We start from the raw sequence: 16,395 nt of genomic DNA on the forward strand, positions 1-16,395 counted from the left end.
GGTCACTTCCCGCTGAGTGTGAGCTCCCAGGCCTTGCCGGCATCGACGAGCCATTCGACCATCGCCTCGCCGTAGCTGCGCGCCACCGCGATGTCGAAGCAATCGTCCGCCTGGCGCAGCACGAGGACGTCGAACGCGGCCATCTTGGTCTGGGCGGCACCGCCCGGCGGCAGGGTGTCGAAATCGAGCGCGATGCCGTGGGCGAGGAGGCTTGCCGCAGGCGCTCCTGCCAGACGCACGATGCTGAAGCCGTGGCTGAGATCGGTCAGCGTGCCGGATCGGCCGATCGCCTTCTTGAGCTGATCGGCGATGCCGTCGGTATCGCTCAACAGCATCAGCCGGCCGACGCCCAGTGAGACCAGCATGCCATGGGCATTGTCGACGAACATGCCGTTGTCGGGCATCGGCAGCTCCGTCACCTCCGACAACGCGTTGGCGAAGTCGATCGCGCTGGAAAGCCAGGCCTGCATCTGCACGATGACCGCCGGGCGAAATTCGGTGAGCGTGAGGGCCGCAGACGTCGCCGGCTTGCCGCGTGCCAAGGCGTGAAGCGCCGATTGTCTTTCGATCGACGCGGGCTTTTTGGCGGTGTTCGTTTCCTCAGCCATTGGGGCGGCTCCCGTCGGGATCGTAGAATTGCGGGTCCACGACCCGCACCCGGTTATGTGTCCCGCGCAGGGGATCGGCGGCGTAGAGAACCTCTTCGTGCCGCTCCCGTCCGCCGCGCAGAAGCGCCAGCGCGATATGGCTCTTCATGGCCGGGCTGTAGGTCGCCGAAGTGACGTGGCCTTCGGACTCGCCGGGCTTTTCCGCACTTTCGCCTTTGACGAGATGCGCGCCGGCCTGAACGGTCGCGCCGTCGAGCGCCAGGAGGCCGACGAGCTGAAGGCGGTCTTGCGAGGTCAGGGCCTCGCGCAAGGCGAGCGGCCGGCCGACGCAGTTCTTCTTCTTCGACAGGATTTTTTCCATACCGAAATCTTCAAGGCTGCGCCGCCCGTCGAATTCCGCCGCGCCGGGATAGCCCTTCTCGATGCGCAGAATATCTGTCGCTTCAATGCCATAGGGCAGGACGCCGAGATCCTTTCCCGTCTCCAGAAGACGCTTCCACAGGAAGACGCCGTGATCTCCGCCGATATAGATCTCGTAGCCGTCTTCCCCGGATGAGGAGAGCCGCGCCACGACGACGGGAAGGCCGGTGACGGTGGCACGATGCACGTCCCGGTACGGGAAGGCCCGATTGTCCATATCCCGGCCTTCGACGATGCGGCTGACGAGCGTGCGCGATTTCGGGCCGGAGACGGCGATGCCGGCATATTGCTCGGTGACGGACGTCACGGTGACGCGCAGATCCGGCCAGGCGATGGCGAGAAGATATTCCAGATGCGTCACCACCATCTCCGCCTTCGCGGCCTGAGTGGTGAGCAGGAAATGGTCCTTGGAGAGACGCAAGGCGGTGCCGTCGGCGAAGATCAGCCCATCCTCGCGCAGCATGACGCCATAACGCGTCTGCCCGGTCGTCAGATTGGAGAAGAGGTTGGTGTAGAGGCGGTCGAGGAAGGCCGCCGCATCGGGGCCCGCGACATCGATTTTGCCCGTGGAGGAGATATCGGCGATGCCGACGGCTTCGCGCACATGCGCGGCCTCGCGCAATGCGGCCTTCTCCGCGGCTTCGCCGGGCCTCGGATAGGCGCGGGGTTCCATCCACAAGCCCGAGGCTGCCATCGGCGCTCCGGCCGTGACATGCGTGGCATGCAGCGGTGAACGGCGCACCGGGCGCATCTGTGCGCCGCGGGCGCGTCCGGCGAGCGTGCCGAGCGGCACGGGGACGAAAGGCGGGCGGAAGCGCGTCGTGCCGGCCTCGGACATCGGCACCTCGCGGGCCTCCGCCAGAATGGCGAGGCCGGTGACGTTCGATGTCTTGCCCTGATCGTTCGCCATGCCGAGCGTGGTGTAGCGCTTCACATGTTCCGGGCTCTCAAAACCCTCGCGCGCGGCAAGCCGGATATCCTCTGCGGTGACATCGTGCTGGAGGTCGACGAAGGCCTTGTCGAATTTGCCGAACCGGCGACCTGCCGGGGCTTTCACCTCAAACAGGGATTTGAGCCCGCCATCTTCCACCGAGGCCCGCAGATTGCCGCCGCGGCTGTCCACCTTGAAGGAGGGGAGCGGGCAGCGCAGGCCGAGGAGTTCGCAGGAGGCCTGGCCCGCGACCGCGCCCTGTTTCAGAACTTCGCCGAGCCGCGCCGCGCCGATCATCGCGCCGGCGGGCACCCAGGCTTCGCGCTGTGTGCCGGGTACGAAGGCGGCGATGTCTGCGTTCCAGGTGGGGGCGCCGCCGGCCTGGCTTGCGAGATTGATGACGGGGTTGCTGCCGCCGGAGACAAGCAGCGTGTCGCATTCGAGCGTAGTCGTCTCGCCGCTGCCGTCGGCCGCCATCACGACCGCCTTCTCGACGGCCTTCTTGCCCTGAGCCGCGATGACGACACGGCCGGTGAGGAGGCGCGCGCCCGCCTGTTCGAGCGGCTCTGTCAGTTCAGCCGGCAAGTCCTCGCGCGGATCGACGATGGCTGTGATCTGCAGCCCCTCTTCGGCAAGGGCGGCCGCATTGAGCCACGCCTGATCGTTGTTGCAGAAGAGAACCGCCTGTCGGCCGACCATGACGCCGAAGCGGCGTGCATAGGCGAGCGCGGCGGAGACGAGCATCACGCCCGGCCGGTCGTTGCCGGCAAAGACGATCGGACGTTCGTAAGAGCCCGTGGCGAGCACCACCTGCCGGGCCTGCAGCCGCCAGTGGCGCGCCCGCGTGAGCCCGCTGGCGCTGCAGTCCTCAAAGGCTGCGAGAACGTTGGCGTCGTAATAGCCCCAGACAGCGGTCTGCCGCAGAACGCGCACATTGGGCATGGCGTCGAGCTCGTCGGCCGCTTCCTTCGCCCAGTCGATCGCCGCCGTGCCGTTGATGCGTGCGTCGTCGAGATCGATTGCGCCGCCGAGCACATGCCCTTCATCGGCGATGAGGACCCGGGCGCCGACCCGTCCCGCCGTCAGCGCCGCGGCAAGCCCGGCCGGACCGCCACCGACGACGAGGAGATCGGCAAAGGCATTGGCACGTTCGTAGCGCGCCGGGTCGGGTGACAGGCTCGCGCGTCCCATGCCCGCGGCGGCGCGGATCGACGGCTCGTACCACATCCAGGAGCGCTTCATCGGCCCCATGAAGGTCTTGTAGTAGAAGCCGGCGCCGAAGAAGGGGGCGAGGACCTGGTTGATGGCGCCGACATCGCGATCGACTGAAGGGTAGGCGTTCTGCCCAGTAACGACGAGCCCATCGGAGACGAGCCGGGTCGTCGCCTGCACATTGGGCTCCGTCTCGCCGCCCGTGCCAGTCGTCACCAGCGCGTTCGGCTCTTCACTGCCAGCAGCGAAGACGCCGCGCGGGCGATGATATTTGAACGAGCGCGCCACGATTGTGCGGCCGGAGGCGAGAAGTGCGGACGCGATCGTGTCGCCGGAAAACGCCTCCACCGGCTTGCCGTCGAAGGTGAAGCGAAGCGGCTGGTCGCGGTCGATGCGCGTGCCGAATGTGTCTGTGCGAAAGCCCGCCATCACTCGTCTCCCCCGAACGGGCCGGCGAGTTTGGTGTCCAGCACTTCATGCGTCTCGGTGTTGCGCGTGGCGATCAGGAACTGCCGGCAGCCATGTTCGTGCTGCCAGATTTCCTTGTGCTCGCCGCGCAAATTCTTGCGCTCATAGACGTAGGGAATCCACGGTCCGGCTTCTTTTTCCCGGTGCGACGGGCGCTTCACGCCCGCATCGCCCCAATAGGTGAATTCGCCGACATCGCGCAGCCCGCAGACGGGACATGGGATCAGCATGGCACGCTCCCGCGCCGCGTTGAGAGAGGGCGGCGCATCAATGCAATCTCGGGGTTGGGCCGACGCCGGCCTCGTCCAGCACCCGGCCGTCCTTGAAGCGGTCGAGGCGATAGGCGGCGTTGAGCGGGTGCGGCTCGTCATTGGCGATCGTATGGGCAAAACACCAGCCGGCTGCGGGTGTCGCCTTGAAACCGCCGTAGCACCAGCCGCAATCGAGGTAGAGGCCGGGCAGGGGCCCCTTGTCGATGATCGGGCTGCCGTCCATCGACATGTCCATGATGCCGCCCCAGGAACGCAGGAGCTTGAGGCGCGAGACATTCGGGAAGAGCGCCAGAAGCTGCTCCGTCATCTCGTGGACGGCCGGCAGATTGCCGCGCTGGGCGTAGGAATTGTAGAGATCGAGACCGCCGCCGAAGACGAGGCCGCCCTTGTCGGATTGCGTGACATACATGTTCCCGCAGCCATAGGCGACGACCGTGTGGATGAGCGGCTTCACCGGCTCGGTGACGAAGGCCTGAAGAAGATGGCTTTCGATCGGCAGATTGTCGACGCCGGCAAGCCGCATCACGTCGGATGTCATGCCGGCGACGGAGACGCCGACCTTGGTGGCCTTGATCTGCCCGCGCGGTGTCTCCACGCCGACGACCTTGCCCGCCTCCTTGATGAAGCCGGTGACGGGCGTGTTCTCGATGATATCGACGCCGAGCCGGTCGGCGGCGCGGGCATAGCCCCAGGCGACGGCGTCGTGGCGAGCGGTGCCGCCGCGCTTTTGCAGAAGCCCGCCGATAACCGGAAAGCGGGCGCCCGGCGAAATGTCGAGGCCGGGGCAGAGCCGCGAGACGCCTTCGCGGGAAACGAGCTCTGCATCGATGCCGGCGAGTTTGAGCGCATTGCCGCGCTCTGCAAGACGGTCGAACTGTTCGGGCGAATGCGCGAGATTGAGGACGCCGCGCTGCGAGAACATGACATTGTAGTTGAGCTCCTGCGACAGGCCCTCCCACAATTTCAGGCTCCATTCGTAGAAGCGATGGTTTTCCGGCAGGAGGTAATTGGAGCGCACGATGGTCTGGTTGCGCCCGACATTGCCCTGGCCGATCCAGCCCCGCTCGACGACGGCGATATTGGTGAGCTTGTGGTTCTTGGCGAGATAGAAGGCCGTGGCAAGACCATGGCCACCGCCACCGACGATGATGGCGTCGTAGCGTGGCTTCGGCTCCGCCTTGCTCCACGCCGGACGCCAGCCGCGATTTCCCGTAATGCCCTGGGTCAGGACCCGCAGGGCCGAATATTCCGCCATCGCCATTGATCCGGGCTGTTGCCGCACGCTTTCGGAGAGAGCCCCCTCCAACAAGGTTAAAGCTTTGACTCAATCGGCCGCGTTTCGAAAGCGCCGGGAGCGGTTTTCTCCACCGACAGATTGCCGCCCGGCCAGCGCCGACCCGGGTTTTCGTCGGGCGTTGAGGAACTTGCGGAAGTTGTGGGCGATGGGGGAAAACTCAGATGTCGCGGCCGCCCGCGGCGTCTTCCTCCTCCTCGTCTGCGGGCGCGTCGCCATCGGGCGTCGCGGGAAGCAGCGCCCGCTCTTTGAGCCAGGGATTGATGGCGACGGCTTCGCGCAACGCTTTGTGGGCAAGCCGCGTGCGCCCCTGGTGCAGGAGGATGAGGCCGCGTCCGGAGAGTGCCGCGAAGTGCTTGGGCTCGAGCTCCATGACGCGGTCGATGTCCTCGAGCGAGCCGTCGAGATCACCTTCGAGAAAGCGCAAGGTGGCGCGCTGATTCCAGGCCTCGGCGTAATCGGGCGCCCGGGCGATCACGTCATCGAGGATCGCCGTTGCCTTGTCGTAATCGGCGACGCGGCGGGCGGTGAGCGCCTCCTGCATCATCTGCGAAATCTCTGCGGTCGGGCCGACCATCCAGGCCTGCCAGATCAGGTTCTCGATGCGCCGGCCTTCCGTTTCGCTCCGGGCGCCTTTGAGCTCATCGTAGAGACGGGAGAGTTCCGTCCTCCGCTCGGAGGCGGAAAGATGCCGGCTGGTGTCGTCGTCCATGCCGGCGGCGCGGCTCGGGTTCGAAAGGAAGAGAAGCGCGAGAAGGGTAAGTGCCAAGGAGAAGAGGAGGTTGCCGGCGCGCGCCATACCCCGGCGCCTGTCGCAAGCGAGCGGAGCCGGAGCTGCGGAGACGGTTATCGCCGGCAAGGCAATCGGCATCGTGTCCTTCTGCGCGCCAAGGCGCACGGATTGGCCTCGTTGGTGGAATAGTTAGGCCTGATGCCGGGGCTGACCAGCGCCTCGCCGCAATCCGCGCAAACCATACGCTCAACAAGGCTTGAAAACCGTCCTCCGCCTCTTCCGGCTTGCGAGCCAGGATGGCATGGTCGCGCGCAAGCGACCACAAAGCGCCGCCGGGGAGAGGAAAGGCATGACGACATCGTGAGCGGAGGGATTTTTCCCGAAGCCGAAGCGCGCGTCGGCCGCCTCGTCGGTGGGGTCTGTGCTGCTCTTGCCATTCTCGGCGGTCTCGTCCTCGTCGTTTTGACGGTGATGACCGTTCTCTCCATCGCCGGCCGCGCGCTGGTGCCTTTGGGGCTCGGTCCGGTCCCGGGCGATTTCGAGCTCGTGGAAGCGGGCGTGGCCTTCGCCGTCTTTTCCTTCCTTCCCTGGTGCCAGTTTCGCCGTGGCCACGTCACCGTCGACCTTCTGGCGGAGCGATTCGGTCCGCGCGGCATGGCGGCTTGTGCGCTTGCGTCCAATCTCGTCATGACGGCGATCGCCTGTCTTCTCGCCTGGCGCCTTGGTCTCGGCATGCAGGACAAGAGGCTCTACCCGGAGACGACCTTCATCCTGCAATTCCCGATCTGGTGGCCCTATGCGGCCTCTCTCGCCGGCGCCTGGATGTTCGCCGTCGCCTCGGCCTACACCGTCTGGCGCGCCTTGAACGAGACGCTGACGACAGGCGAACAGGCGGGTCTGCGCCCGCGCGGCACGGAGTCCGGCGAGTGAGCGATGTGGCGCTTGGCGGCTGGTCTTTCGCCGTCCTCCTGCTTTTCATTTTCCTGCGCATGCCGATCGGCCTTGCGATGCTCGTCGTCGGTCTCGTCGGCAACGTTCTCGTCAACGGCTCCTGGACGCCGCTTCTGGCGCAGCTCAAATCGCTCACCTATGAGAGCTTTTCGAGCTATTCGCTGTCGATCGTGCCGCTCTTTCTCCTGATGGGGCAGTTCGCGACGCGCGGAGGCATGTCGCGGCAGCTCTTCGATGCGGCGGCCGCGCTGCTCGGCCACCGCAAGGGCGGCGTCGCCATGGCCGCCGTCGGCGCCTGTGCCGGTTTCGGGGCGATCTGCGGCTCGTCCCTTGCGACGGCCGCCACCATGGCCAAGGTGGCGATCCCGGAGATGCGCCGCTTCGGCTATTCGGGGGCGCTTTCGACCGGCTGCCTCGCCGCGGGCGGCACGCTCGGCATCCTCATTCCGCCCTCTGTCATCCTGGTGATCTATGCCATCCTGACGGAGCAGAACATCGCCAAGCTCTTTCTCGCCGCCGTCCTGCCGGGGCTCTTGGCGGCACTCGGCTATATGCTGGCGATCGCAGTCTATGTGCGCCTGCGGCCGAACGCGGCCGGGCGTCGCGACAAGGCCGATCGGGAGGAGAGGATCGCCGCTCTCATCGCCGTCTGGCCGGTCCTTGTCGTTTTCATTGCCGTCATCGGCGGCATCTATCTCGGCATTTTCACGCCGACGGAAGGGGCGGCTGTCGGCGCTCTGGGCACCGGCCTCATTGCGCTCGCGAACGGTGCCCTCGGGCCTCGCGCCCTGATCGACGCGCTGCTAGAGACGGCGGTCGCCACCGCCATGATCTTCTTCATCGTTTTCGGCGCGGCCGTCTTCAACACCTTCCTCGCCTTCTCGCAGCTGCCGCAGGAACTCGCGCAAAGCGTGATGGAGGCAGGCCTCGATCCGTGGACGGTGCTTGCCGCGATCCTGCTTTGCTATCTCGCTTTCGGATGCGTGATGGATTCGCTGTCGATGATCCTCCTCACCATCCCGATCTTCTTTCCGCTCGTGAGTGGTCTCGATTTCGGTCTCGGGCCAGAGGAATTCGCTATCTGGTTCGGTATCTTAGTCTTGATCGTCGTAGAGGTCGGGCTGATTACGCCGCCGGTTGGGATGAACCTCTTCGTGATCAACTCGTTGTCACAAGATGTTCCGATGAGCGCCACTTTCCGTGGCGTCATCCCCTTTGTCGCCAGCGACATTTTGCGCATAATAATTTTAGTTGCCTTCCCTTCGATCACCCTCGTTATGCTTCGAATTCTCTATTGAGACGAAAAACGACAACCATATGTGGGAGGGGGCGCCGCCGCGCGATGCCCGAATTCGCGGGGCTTGCAACCCGGTCGGTCCGGCCGCGTTTGCACCGCATGCATTGAGGAGCAAGACATGTCTTTTCGCGCCCGTTTCATCACTCGCCCGCTCTTCGGCTGGGCGCGCAACATCCTGCCGCCCATGTCGGAGACGGAGCGCGAAGCCATCGAGGCCGGAAATGTCTGGTGGGACGCCGAACTCTTCACCGGAACGCCGGACTGGGAAAGATTGCTCGCCACGCCACCGGCGACGCTGACGGAGGAGGAACAGGCCTTCCTCGATGGGCCAGTGGCCGAGCTCTGCGAGAAGCTCGACGACTGGCACATCAACTGGAAGCTCCATGACCTGCCGCAGGAGGTCTGGGACTTCATCCGCGAGAAGCGTTTCTTCGGCATGATCATTCCGAAGGAATATGGGGGGCTCGGCTTCTCCGCCTTCGCCCATTCGGAGGTGATCCGCAAAGTCTCGACCGCGAGCGTGACGGGGGCCGTTTCCATCATGGTCCCGAATTCGCTCGGACCGGGCGAGCTTTTGATGCAGTTCGGCACCAAGGAGCAGCGCGATTACTGGCTCCCGCGCCTGGCCCGTGGCGAAGAAATTCCCTGCTTCGGCCTGACGAGCCCGGATGCCGGGTCCGATGCTGCCGCCATGACCGATACCGGCGTCGTCACACGGGGCATGCACAACGGCGAAGAGGTGCTCGGCATCCGCCTCAACTTTTCCAAGCGCTACATCACGCTGTCGCCGATCGCGACGGTGATCGGCCTCGCCTTCAAGATGAAGGACCCCGACCATCTCCTCGGCAAGAAGGAGGATCTTGGCATCACCGTCGCCCTCATTCCGGCCGAGACGCCGGGCGTGACGCGCGGCGAGCGGCATATTCCGGCGATGACTTTCTTCCAGAACGGTCCGGTCCACGGCGAGGACGTCTTCGTTCCTTTGTCTGCGATCATCGGCGGCGAGGAACAGATCGGCAAAGGCTGGAAGATGCTGATGTCGGCGCTGGCCGCCGGCCGCGGCATCTCGCTTCCCTCGCTCTCGTCGGCCGCGGCATCGTTTGCCGCGCGCACCACCGGCGCCTATTCCAGGATCCGCCACCAGTTCAATCTGCCGGTCGGCAAGTTCGAGGGCGTGCAGGAGCATCTCGCCCAGCTCGCCGGCACCGCCTATCAGCTCGACGCGGCGCGCCGCATGACCTGCGCCTCGCTCGACCAGGGCTACAAATCGGGCGTCATCGCCGCGATCATGAAGGCGCATGCGACCTATCGCATGCGCGAATCCGTCAACGACGCCTATGACATCCATTCCGGCAAGGCGGTGATCGATGGGCCGAAGAACTATCTCGGCAATCTCTATCGCGCCGTGCCGGTCGGCATCACGGTGGAGGGTGCGAACATCCTCACCCGCAATCTGATGATCTACGGTCAGGGAGCGATCCGCGCCCATCCCTTCATCTTGAAGGAGATGATGGCGCTGTCGGAAACCGACCGCGACAAGGGCATTCGCGAATTCGACGAGGCCTTCTGGGGCCATGTCGGTCATGCCATCAAGAACGCCTTCCGTGCGATGGGCCGCGGCTGGACGTTTGGCCGCTTCGCGCCGGCGCCGGAGGAGGCGGGCGATCTCGCCGTCCATTATCGTCAGCTGTCGCGCTACTCGGCCGCCTTTGCGGTCGTCAGCGATCTGGCGCTTCTCACCCTTGGCGGTTCGCTGAAACGCAAGGAGCGCCTGTCCGCCCGCCTCGGCGATATCCTGTCGGAGCTCTATCTCCTGTCGGCGACGTTGAAGCGCTTCGAGGTCGACGGAAAACCCGCAGCCGACCGGCCGCTCGTCGATTACACCTTCGCGCGCGGCACCAAAGCGATTGGCACGGCCTTTGCCGAGCTTCTCGACAATCTGCCGTCGCGACCGGCGGCGTGGCTCGCAAAATTCATGCTCTTCCCGTTCGGTGCCCGCCGCTCCGGCCCGTCCGACAAGCTCGCCCAGACCTGTGCGGAAATTCTGCTCGAGCCGTCGGAGACGCGTGAGCGCCTGACCTCCGGGCTCTATCTCGGCGAGGGACAGCCGGACGCGGCGATCTCGCATCTGGAGCGGGCCTTCAAGCTCGTTGTCGAGGTGGAGCCGCTGCGTCGCAAGCTGCGCGAAGCCAAGGTGAGGAACCCCGACGAAGCCGCGAAGAAGGGCCTCATCTCCGAGGCAGAGGCGAGCCGCCTCAAGGAAGCCGAGGCCGCGGCCGATCTGGTGATCGCCGTCGATGCCTTCCCCGGCGAAGCCTTCACCCACGGCAGTGCATTGCCGGACGAGCGTGACAACGCGCCGTCCGCCGCTGCCAGCAACGTTCACGACCTGAAACGGACCGCTTAATGACCCAGCCAGTTTATCTGGTGGACGGCGCCCGAACCCCGTTCATCAAAGCCCGGGGAAAGCCCGGGCCGTTCACGCCCGTCGACCTCGCCGTGCAGGCGGGGCGGCCATTGCTCATGCGCCAGCCTTTCTCGCCGAAGGAATTCGACGAGGTCATCCTGGGCTGCGTCAACGTCATTGCCGACGAGATGAACCCGGCGCGTGTCGCAGCCCTTCGTCTCGATATGGGCGACGAGATGCCGGCCTTCACCGTGCAGATCAATTGCGGCTCCGGCATGCAGTCGATCGACACGGCCTTCCGCTATATCCAGGACGGCACCCGCGACATGATCCTGGCCGGCGGCACGGAGGCGCTCAGCCATTCGCCGATGATCCTGAAACGCGATGCGGTGGAATGGCTCGGCGAGTTCAATTCCTCGAAGTCGATCTGGGACCGGCTCGGCAAGACGACCTCGTTCCGCCCGGGCGATTTCAAGCCGCAGATCGGCTTGGAGCGCGGCCTGACCGATCCGATCACGGAACTCAATATGGGTCAGACCGCGGAGATCCTGGCGCAGATCTTCGACATCAGCCGCGAACAGGCCGACGAATACGCGACGGAGAGCCATCACCGGCTCGCCCGGGCACAGAATGAAGGCTGGCTCGCCGACGAGGTGACACCGGCCTTCGATCGCGACGGCATCGCCTATGATCACGACGACGGTGTGCGCCCTGACAGCTCGGTGGAAAAACTCGCCAAACTGAAGCCTGCCTTCGAGCGGCCTTTCGGCAAGGTGACGCCCGGCAATGCCTCGCAGATCACCGATGGTGCCTGCTGGGTCATTCTCGCCTCCGAACGGGCGGTGGAGAAATGGGGTCTGAAGCCGATTGCGAAAATCGTCGATTCCGAGTGGGGGGCGCTCGATCCCGCCATCATGGGGCTCGGGCCCGTCGTGTCGTCGACGAGGCTCATGCAGCGCCATGACATGGGTCTCGACAATGTCGATCTGTGGGAGCTGAACGAAGCTTTCGCGGCGCAGGTTCTCGCCTGTCTCGCCGCCTGGGAAGACGAAACCGTCTGCCGCGACGTTCTCGGCCTCGACCATCCGCTCGGGCGTATCGAACGCGACAAGCTCAACATCGACGGCGGTGCCATCAGTCTCGGCCATCCGGTCGGCACCAGCGGCAACCGCATCGTGCTGCATCTCGCCAACGCCTTGAAGCGCACCGGCAAGAGCCGCGGAATTGCAACCGAATGCATCGGCGGCGGCCAGGGCGGCGCCATGCTCATCGAACGCGTAATGTGAGGACGGAAGACATGGGACGCATGCTAAGCGCGCTGTCGCCGCGCCTTATGGAAACCGGGCCCGTCGATCTGAAGATGGCGCCCGCCGACAAAATGTGGAAGCGCGGCCGTGACGCCGACAATGTCGAATGGCTTCTCCTCGACATGCCCGGCCGCTCCGTCAATGTCGTCGACGAGGCGATGCTGACGGAACTCGACACCATTCTGACGGAGCTCGAGGCCGATCCGCCAAAGGCGCTCGTCATCCGCTCGGCGAAGAAATCCGGCTTCATCGTCGGCGCCGACATCAACATGTTCCGCAATCTGACGAAGGCGGAAGAGGTGGAGGCGGCGCTGAGGCGCGCCCACAAGGTCGTCGATCGGCTCGCAGAGGTATCGTATCCGACGGTCGCCGTCATTCACGGCAATTGCCTCGGCGGCGGGCTCGAAATCGCGCTTGCCTGCAAGCGCCGCGTTGCGGTCGGCGAGGCGAAGCTCGGCTTTCCGGAGGTGATGCTCGGCCTGCATCCGGGCCTTGGCGGCACCTTCCGCTCCACCGAGCTCATCGATCCGACCGAGGCGATGACCATGATGCTGACGGGCCGCAACAAATCGGCCCGTTCGGCAAAGCGTCTGGGGCTCGTCGATCTTGCGACGGAAGAACGCCATGTGGCGGCGGCCGTTGCGGCGGTCGCCAAGGGCGAGCTTCATTCTGCCGCCCATGAGGGGCTGAAGGATAAGGCATTGAGCAGCGGCCCGGGGCGTCGTTTTGCCTCCAACCGCATGCGGTCGAAGGTCGAGGAACGGCTGCGCAAGGAGCATTATCCGGCGCCCTACGCGCTCATCGATCTGTGGGAGACGTCCGGCGGCGACGCCGACAATATGCGCGAAGGCGAGATCAAATCCTTTGCGGATCTTCTCGTCACGGATACGGCGCAAAGCCTCATCCGCGTCTTCTTCCTGCGTGAGAAGATGAAGGGTCTCGCGCCGAAGAAGAGCGATATCAGCCATGTGCACGTGGTCGGCGCCGGCACGATGGGCGGCGAGATCGCCGCCTGGTCGGCCCGCAGCGGCATGCGGGCGACGCTCGCTGACCTCGCCATCAAGCCGATCGCCAAGGCGATGAAGCCCGCCTGGAAGATGATGGAAAAGACGCTCAAAGACAGCGTCAAGGCGCGCGACGCCTGGGACCGACTCATTCCTGACCCGAACGGCTACGGGCTCAAGGGCGCGGATCTCGTCATCGAAGCGGTGCCGGAAAAGCTCGACCTGAAGAAGAAGATCTACGCGGGTCTCGAAGAGGGCATGAAGCCCGGTGCGATCATCGCCACCAACACCTCGTCGATCCCGCTCGAGGATTTGCGGGCGGACCTGAAAGATCCCTCCCGGTTCGTCGGCATCCACTTCTTCAACCCGGTGTCGAAGATGCAGCTCGTCGAGGTGGTGAAACACGACCGCCTGTCGGACGAGACGCTTTCGGCCGCGATGTCCTACGTCACCTCGATCGACCGCCTGCCGGCGCCGGTGAAGTCCTCGCCGGGCTTCCTCGTCAATCGGGCTCTGACCCCGTATCTCCTGGAAGCCATGCTCCTGCTCGACGAAGGCGTCGACAAGGAGGTGATCGATGAGGCCGCGAAGGATTTCGGCATGCCGATGGGCCCGGTGGAGCTCATGGACAATATCGGCCTCGATGTCGGCCTCGCCGTCGCCGACGAGTTGCGCAACCGCCTGCCGGTGCCGATTCCCGAGGCGCCCCAATGGCTGAAGGACAAGGTCGAAAAGGGCGAGCTTGGCCGCAAGACCGGCAAGGGGCTCTATTCCTACGACAAGGACGGAAAGCCGCAGCGCGGCAAGAAGCACGAGGCCATCCCGCCGGCGGATCTCCAGGATCGTCTGGTCCTGCCGATCCTCAACACATGTGCGGCATGTCTGCGTGAGAACGTCGTGGAGGACGAGGATGTCCTTGACGGCGCCATGATTTTCGGTACGGGCTTTGCTCCTTTCAGGGGCGGACCGCTCCATTACGCCCGCGCTCGTGGCGTGGACGATGTTGTGGCGGCGCTCGACAAGCTGGCCGAAAAATATGGCGATCGCTTCAAGCCGGACGACGGCTGGACAAAACTCCGACAGGAACAGCGTGCGGCCGCCTGAGGTTTCCTCGGACGCAGACGCTCTCGCCGAAAGGGTTATTGAGCATGTAGGCCGGGACATCGTTCTCGGCCTGCCGCTCGGCCTCGGCAAGGCGAACCTTTTTGCCAATGCGCTTTACAGGCGGGCCGAAGCCGATCGCTCGATCCGCCTGACGATTTTCACCGCGCTGACGCTGCAGCCGCCCTCCGGCTCGTCGGAGATCGAGAAGCGGTTCATGGGACCGCTCGCCGAGCGGCTCTATACAGGCGTGCCGCGCCTTGCCTATGCGCGGCCAATGCGGGCGGGCACGCTGCCGCCGAATATCGAGGTCAATGAGTTCTTTTTCCTCGCGGGCAAGTACCTGTCGAGCCCGCACGCGCAGCAGACTTACATCTCCGCCAATTACACCCACGCCGTCGGCTATCTTCTGGAGCGCGGCGTCAATGTCGTCGGCCAGATGGTAGCGCGCGAAGGTGAGGCGGAGAGCGCGCGTTACAGCATCTCCGGCAATACCGATGTGACGCTCGACATCCTGTCGACGATCCGGGCGCGGCGCGCCGCCGGTGAAAAGCTCGCCCTTGTTGGCGAGGTGAACAACGAGCTCCCCTTCATGCCGGGCGCGGCCGAACTGGCGCCGGAAGAGTTCGATTTTGTTCTCGAAGGCGGAGATTACCCCCTCTTCGTCACACCGAAACCGCCCGTTTCGCTCGCGGATTACGCCATCGGACTGCATGCGGCGAGCCTGGTGCCGGATGGCGGGACGCTGCAGATCGGCATCGGCTCGATCGGCGACGCGCTCACCCATGCGCTCATCCTGCGTCATCGCCACCCGGAGGTCTTCCGCGCCGCGCTCGACGCGCTCGGGCCGACGCCTGCGGGGCGTGAACGCCATTGCGAACCGTTTCGCGAAGGCCTTTATGCCGCTTCGGAAATGTTCGTCGACGGCTTCCTCGATCTCTTCGAGGCCGGCATCTTGAAGCGGCCGGCCGAGGATGGCGCCGTCCTGCATGCCGGGTTCTTTCTCGGGCCGCAGAGTTTTTACGACCGCTTGAAGGCGCTGCCGGAGGGGGAGCGGGCGAAGCTCTCCATGCGCGAGATCTCCTTCGTCAACGATCTCTACGGTGACGAAGAGCAGAAGCGCCGCGACCGCCGCGACGCCCGCTTCGTCAACAACGCCATGATGGCGACGCTCCTCGGAGCCGTCGTCTCCGACCAGCTGGAGGATGGCCGGGTCGTCTCGGGTGTCGGCGGCCAGTACAATTTCGTTGCCCAGGCTTTTGCGCTCAAAGGCGCGCGCTCCATCATGGCGCTCCGGGCTGCGCGGATGGCCAAGGGGGCGCCGCGTTCCAACATCGTCTGGACTTACGGCCATACGACCGTGCCGCGGCATTTGAAGGATGTCGTCATCACCGAATACGGGATCGCCGAGCTGAAAGGGCGCAGCGACCGCGACACCGTCGCCGCCATGCTGGCGATCACCGACAGCCGTTTTCAGGATGGGCTCGTGAAGCGTGCTCGCAAGGCCGGCAAAATCGAGCGCGATTTCAAGCTTTCCTCGGCGGAGAACACGCCGCAGCGCATCGTTTCGGCTCTCTCGCCCTTCCGCCATGCGGGACATTTGCCGCGCTTCCCGCTCGGGACCGATTTCACCGAAGCCGAACAGACGCTTCTGCCCGCCTTGTCCCTCCTGAAACGGCAGCAGGGGGCCTGGCTCGAGCTCGCCCGCACGTTCCGGGAGGGCTGGGGAGCCGGCGAGACGAGCCCCGCCGAAAAGGCGGCTCTCGATCGCATGGGGCTCGCCAAACCGAAGAGCCTCAAAGAGACGGCGCTCGCCGCCCTCGTTCTGGGCGCACTCAGGCGCAGCTGATTTACGCCACGGCGGTGGCAACCAGCTCCGGATTGCGCATGATCACGCGAACATAGGCGATCGCAAAGTCCGGCGGTGTGACTCGCGCCTGCTCCCAGTCCCGAAGAGTCCCGAGCGGAACATGAAACCGCTTGGCGAACTCGGCCTGGGTGAGGCCGAGCTGGGTGCGTGCCTTGCGCACGATACGCGCTTTCTGCCCGCGCTCCAGGGCTTCGGCCGAGACATCGAAGTCCTCGGGATCGTTCGAGTCAGAGGGCAGAACGATACGATCTTTCTTCACCTTTGTTGCTCCTTCTGACGGAGATGAAACGCGGCTGCCCGTCCCGCCAGACGAATATGGCCGTGTAAATCTTTTCGCCGACGCAGCCGATGGCCTTGAAGCGTTCCTCGCCATCCTTTGGGCGTATCGATGGAAGGATAAGAAGGTCCTCATCCTCCATGATCATGTCGCCGAAGATCAGCGGCAGACCGTGGCGCTCCCGGTTGCAAACATCCTTGGCGGGATCGAACCTGTCGGTCATGAAAAGAGCATATACCGAAA

General features: G+C 64.9%; 13 protein-coding genes. 6 read left to right on the forward strand and 7 right to left on the reverse strand.

The genetic code is table 11. The features are described 5' to 3' along the window. Window positions 1-2: 2 nt before the first annotated feature. The 5 genes from EO094_RS12985 to EO094_RS13005 all read right to left on the reverse strand — a co-directional run bounded on the left by EO094_RS12985 (window position 3) and on the right by EO094_RS13005 (window position 6,076). Window positions 3-608 carry an aminomethyltransferase family protein gene (locus EO094_RS12985; RefSeq protein WP_128292682.1) on the reverse strand — a complete coding sequence of 202 codons (606 nt, stop codon included), beginning with the start codon at window positions 606-608 and terminating at the stop codon, window positions 3-5. Further along, window positions 601-3,600: a sarcosine oxidase subunit alpha family protein gene (locus EO094_RS12990; protein WP_128292684.1), complete on the reverse strand. Its 3,000-nt coding sequence runs from the start codon at window positions 3,598-3,600 to the stop codon at window positions 601-603. Before EO094_RS12990 ends, EO094_RS12985 begins: the two co-directional genes overlap by 8 nt. Further along, a complete protein-coding gene (locus tag EO094_RS12995; protein WP_128292687.1) occupies window positions 3,600-3,869 on the reverse strand; it encodes a sarcosine oxidase subunit delta in 270 nt (89 codons plus the stop codon). The genes EO094_RS12990 and EO094_RS12995 overlap by 1 nt, the downstream gene beginning before the upstream one ends. 37 nt (window positions 3,870-3,906) lie before the next feature. Further along, window positions 3,907-5,166: a sarcosine oxidase subunit beta family protein gene (locus tag EO094_RS13000; RefSeq protein WP_128292690.1), complete on the reverse strand. Its 1,260-nt coding sequence runs from the start codon at window positions 5,164-5,166 to the stop codon at window positions 3,907-3,909. A gap of 199 nt (window positions 5,167-5,365) precedes the next feature. Further along, window positions 5,366-6,076, reverse strand: a complete 711-nt coding sequence (locus EO094_RS13005) for a tetratricopeptide repeat protein (RefSeq protein WP_128292692.1) — start codon at window positions 6,074-6,076, stop codon at window positions 5,366-5,368. A 222-nt stretch (window positions 6,077-6,298) separates the two neighbouring features. Between EO094_RS13005 and EO094_RS13010 the strand changes: the two genes are divergently transcribed. The 6 genes from EO094_RS13010 to EO094_RS13035 all read left to right on the forward strand — a co-directional run bounded on the left by EO094_RS13010 (window position 6,299) and on the right by EO094_RS13035 (window position 15,854). Beyond that, window positions 6,299-6,868 carry a TRAP transporter small permease gene (locus EO094_RS13010; RefSeq protein ID WP_246008499.1) on the forward strand — a complete coding sequence of 190 codons (570 nt, stop codon included), beginning with the start codon at window positions 6,299-6,301 and terminating at the stop codon, window positions 6,866-6,868. Further along, on the forward strand, window positions 6,865-8,187 hold the full coding sequence (locus EO094_RS13015) for a TRAP transporter large permease (protein WP_128292695.1): 1,323 nt from the start codon (window positions 6,865-6,867) through the stop codon (window positions 8,185-8,187). Before EO094_RS13010 ends, EO094_RS13015 begins: the two co-directional genes overlap by 4 nt. Window positions 8,188-8,304: 117 nt before the next feature. Further along, window positions 8,305-10,593: an acyl-CoA dehydrogenase gene (locus EO094_RS13020; protein ID WP_128292697.1), complete on the forward strand. Its 2,289-nt coding sequence runs from the start codon at window positions 8,305-8,307 to the stop codon at window positions 10,591-10,593. Continuing rightward, entirely contained in the window at window positions 10,593-11,879 is a 1,287-nt protein-coding gene (locus EO094_RS13025; protein WP_128292700.1) for an acetyl-CoA C-acetyltransferase, read from the forward strand. Before EO094_RS13020 ends, EO094_RS13025 begins: the two co-directional genes overlap by 1 nt. A gap of 11 nt (window positions 11,880-11,890) precedes the next feature. Next, on the forward strand, window positions 11,891-14,008 hold the full coding sequence (locus EO094_RS13030; protein WP_246008500.1) for a 3-hydroxyacyl-CoA dehydrogenase NAD-binding domain-containing protein: 2,118 nt from the start codon (window positions 11,891-11,893) through the stop codon (window positions 14,006-14,008). Continuing rightward, on the forward strand, window positions 13,995-15,854 hold the full coding sequence (locus EO094_RS13035) for an acetyl-CoA hydrolase/transferase C-terminal domain-containing protein (protein WP_246008501.1): 1,860 nt from the start codon (window positions 13,995-13,997) through the stop codon (window positions 15,852-15,854). The genes EO094_RS13030 and EO094_RS13035 overlap by 14 nt, the downstream gene beginning before the upstream one ends. A 1-nt stretch (window position 15,855) precedes the next feature. Here the strand turns inward: EO094_RS13035 and EO094_RS13040 are convergent, their stop codons facing one another. Continuing rightward, on the reverse strand, window positions 15,856-16,134 hold the full coding sequence (locus EO094_RS13040) for a helix-turn-helix domain-containing protein (RefSeq protein WP_128292706.1): 279 nt from the start codon (window positions 16,132-16,134) through the stop codon (window positions 15,856-15,858). After that, window positions 16,103-16,375 (reverse strand): BrnT family toxin, encoded by a 273-nt coding sequence (locus tag EO094_RS18755; protein ID WP_128292708.1) that lies wholly within the window; start codon window positions 16,373-16,375, stop codon window positions 16,103-16,105. Before EO094_RS18755 ends, EO094_RS13040 begins: the two co-directional genes overlap by 32 nt. Between the last annotated feature and the right edge of the window lie 20 nt (window positions 16,376-16,395).

Source organism: Afifella aestuarii (genome assembly GCF_004023665.1).
Lineage (GTDB): Bacteria > Pseudomonadota > Alphaproteobacteria > Rhizobiales > Afifellaceae > Afifella > Afifella aestuarii.

Coding starts and splice junctions, on each gene's coding strand:
- EO094_RS12985 (WP_128292682.1), bottom strand. CDS start 608: ATGGCTGAGGAAACGAACACCGCCAAAAAGCCCGCGTCGATCGAAAGA.
- EO094_RS13000 (WP_128292690.1), bottom strand. CDS start 5,166: ATGGCGGAATATTCGGCCCTGCGGGTCCTGACCCAGGGCATTACGGGA.
- EO094_RS13005 (WP_128292692.1), bottom strand. CDS start 6,076: ATGCCGATTGCCTTGCCGGCGATAACCGTCTCCGCAGCTCCGGCTCCG.
- EO094_RS18755 (WP_128292708.1), bottom strand. CDS start 16,375: ATGACCGACAGGTTCGATCCCGCCAAGGATGTTTGCAACCGGGAGCGC.
- EO094_RS13030 (WP_246008500.1), top strand. CDS start 11,891: ATGGGACGCATGCTAAGCGCGCTGTCGCCGCGCCTTATGGAAACCGGG.
- EO094_RS13020 (WP_128292697.1), top strand. CDS start 8,305: ATGTCTTTTCGCGCCCGTTTCATCACTCGCCCGCTCTTCGGCTGGGCG.
- EO094_RS12990 (WP_128292684.1), bottom strand. CDS start 3,600: ATGGCGGGCTTTCGCACAGACACATTCGGCACGCGCATCGACCGCGAC.
- EO094_RS12995 (WP_128292687.1), bottom strand. CDS start 3,869: ATGCTGATCCCATGTCCCGTCTGCGGGCTGCGCGATGTCGGCGAATTC.
- EO094_RS13025 (WP_128292700.1), top strand. CDS start 10,593: ATGACCCAGCCAGTTTATCTGGTGGACGGCGCCCGAACCCCGTTCATC.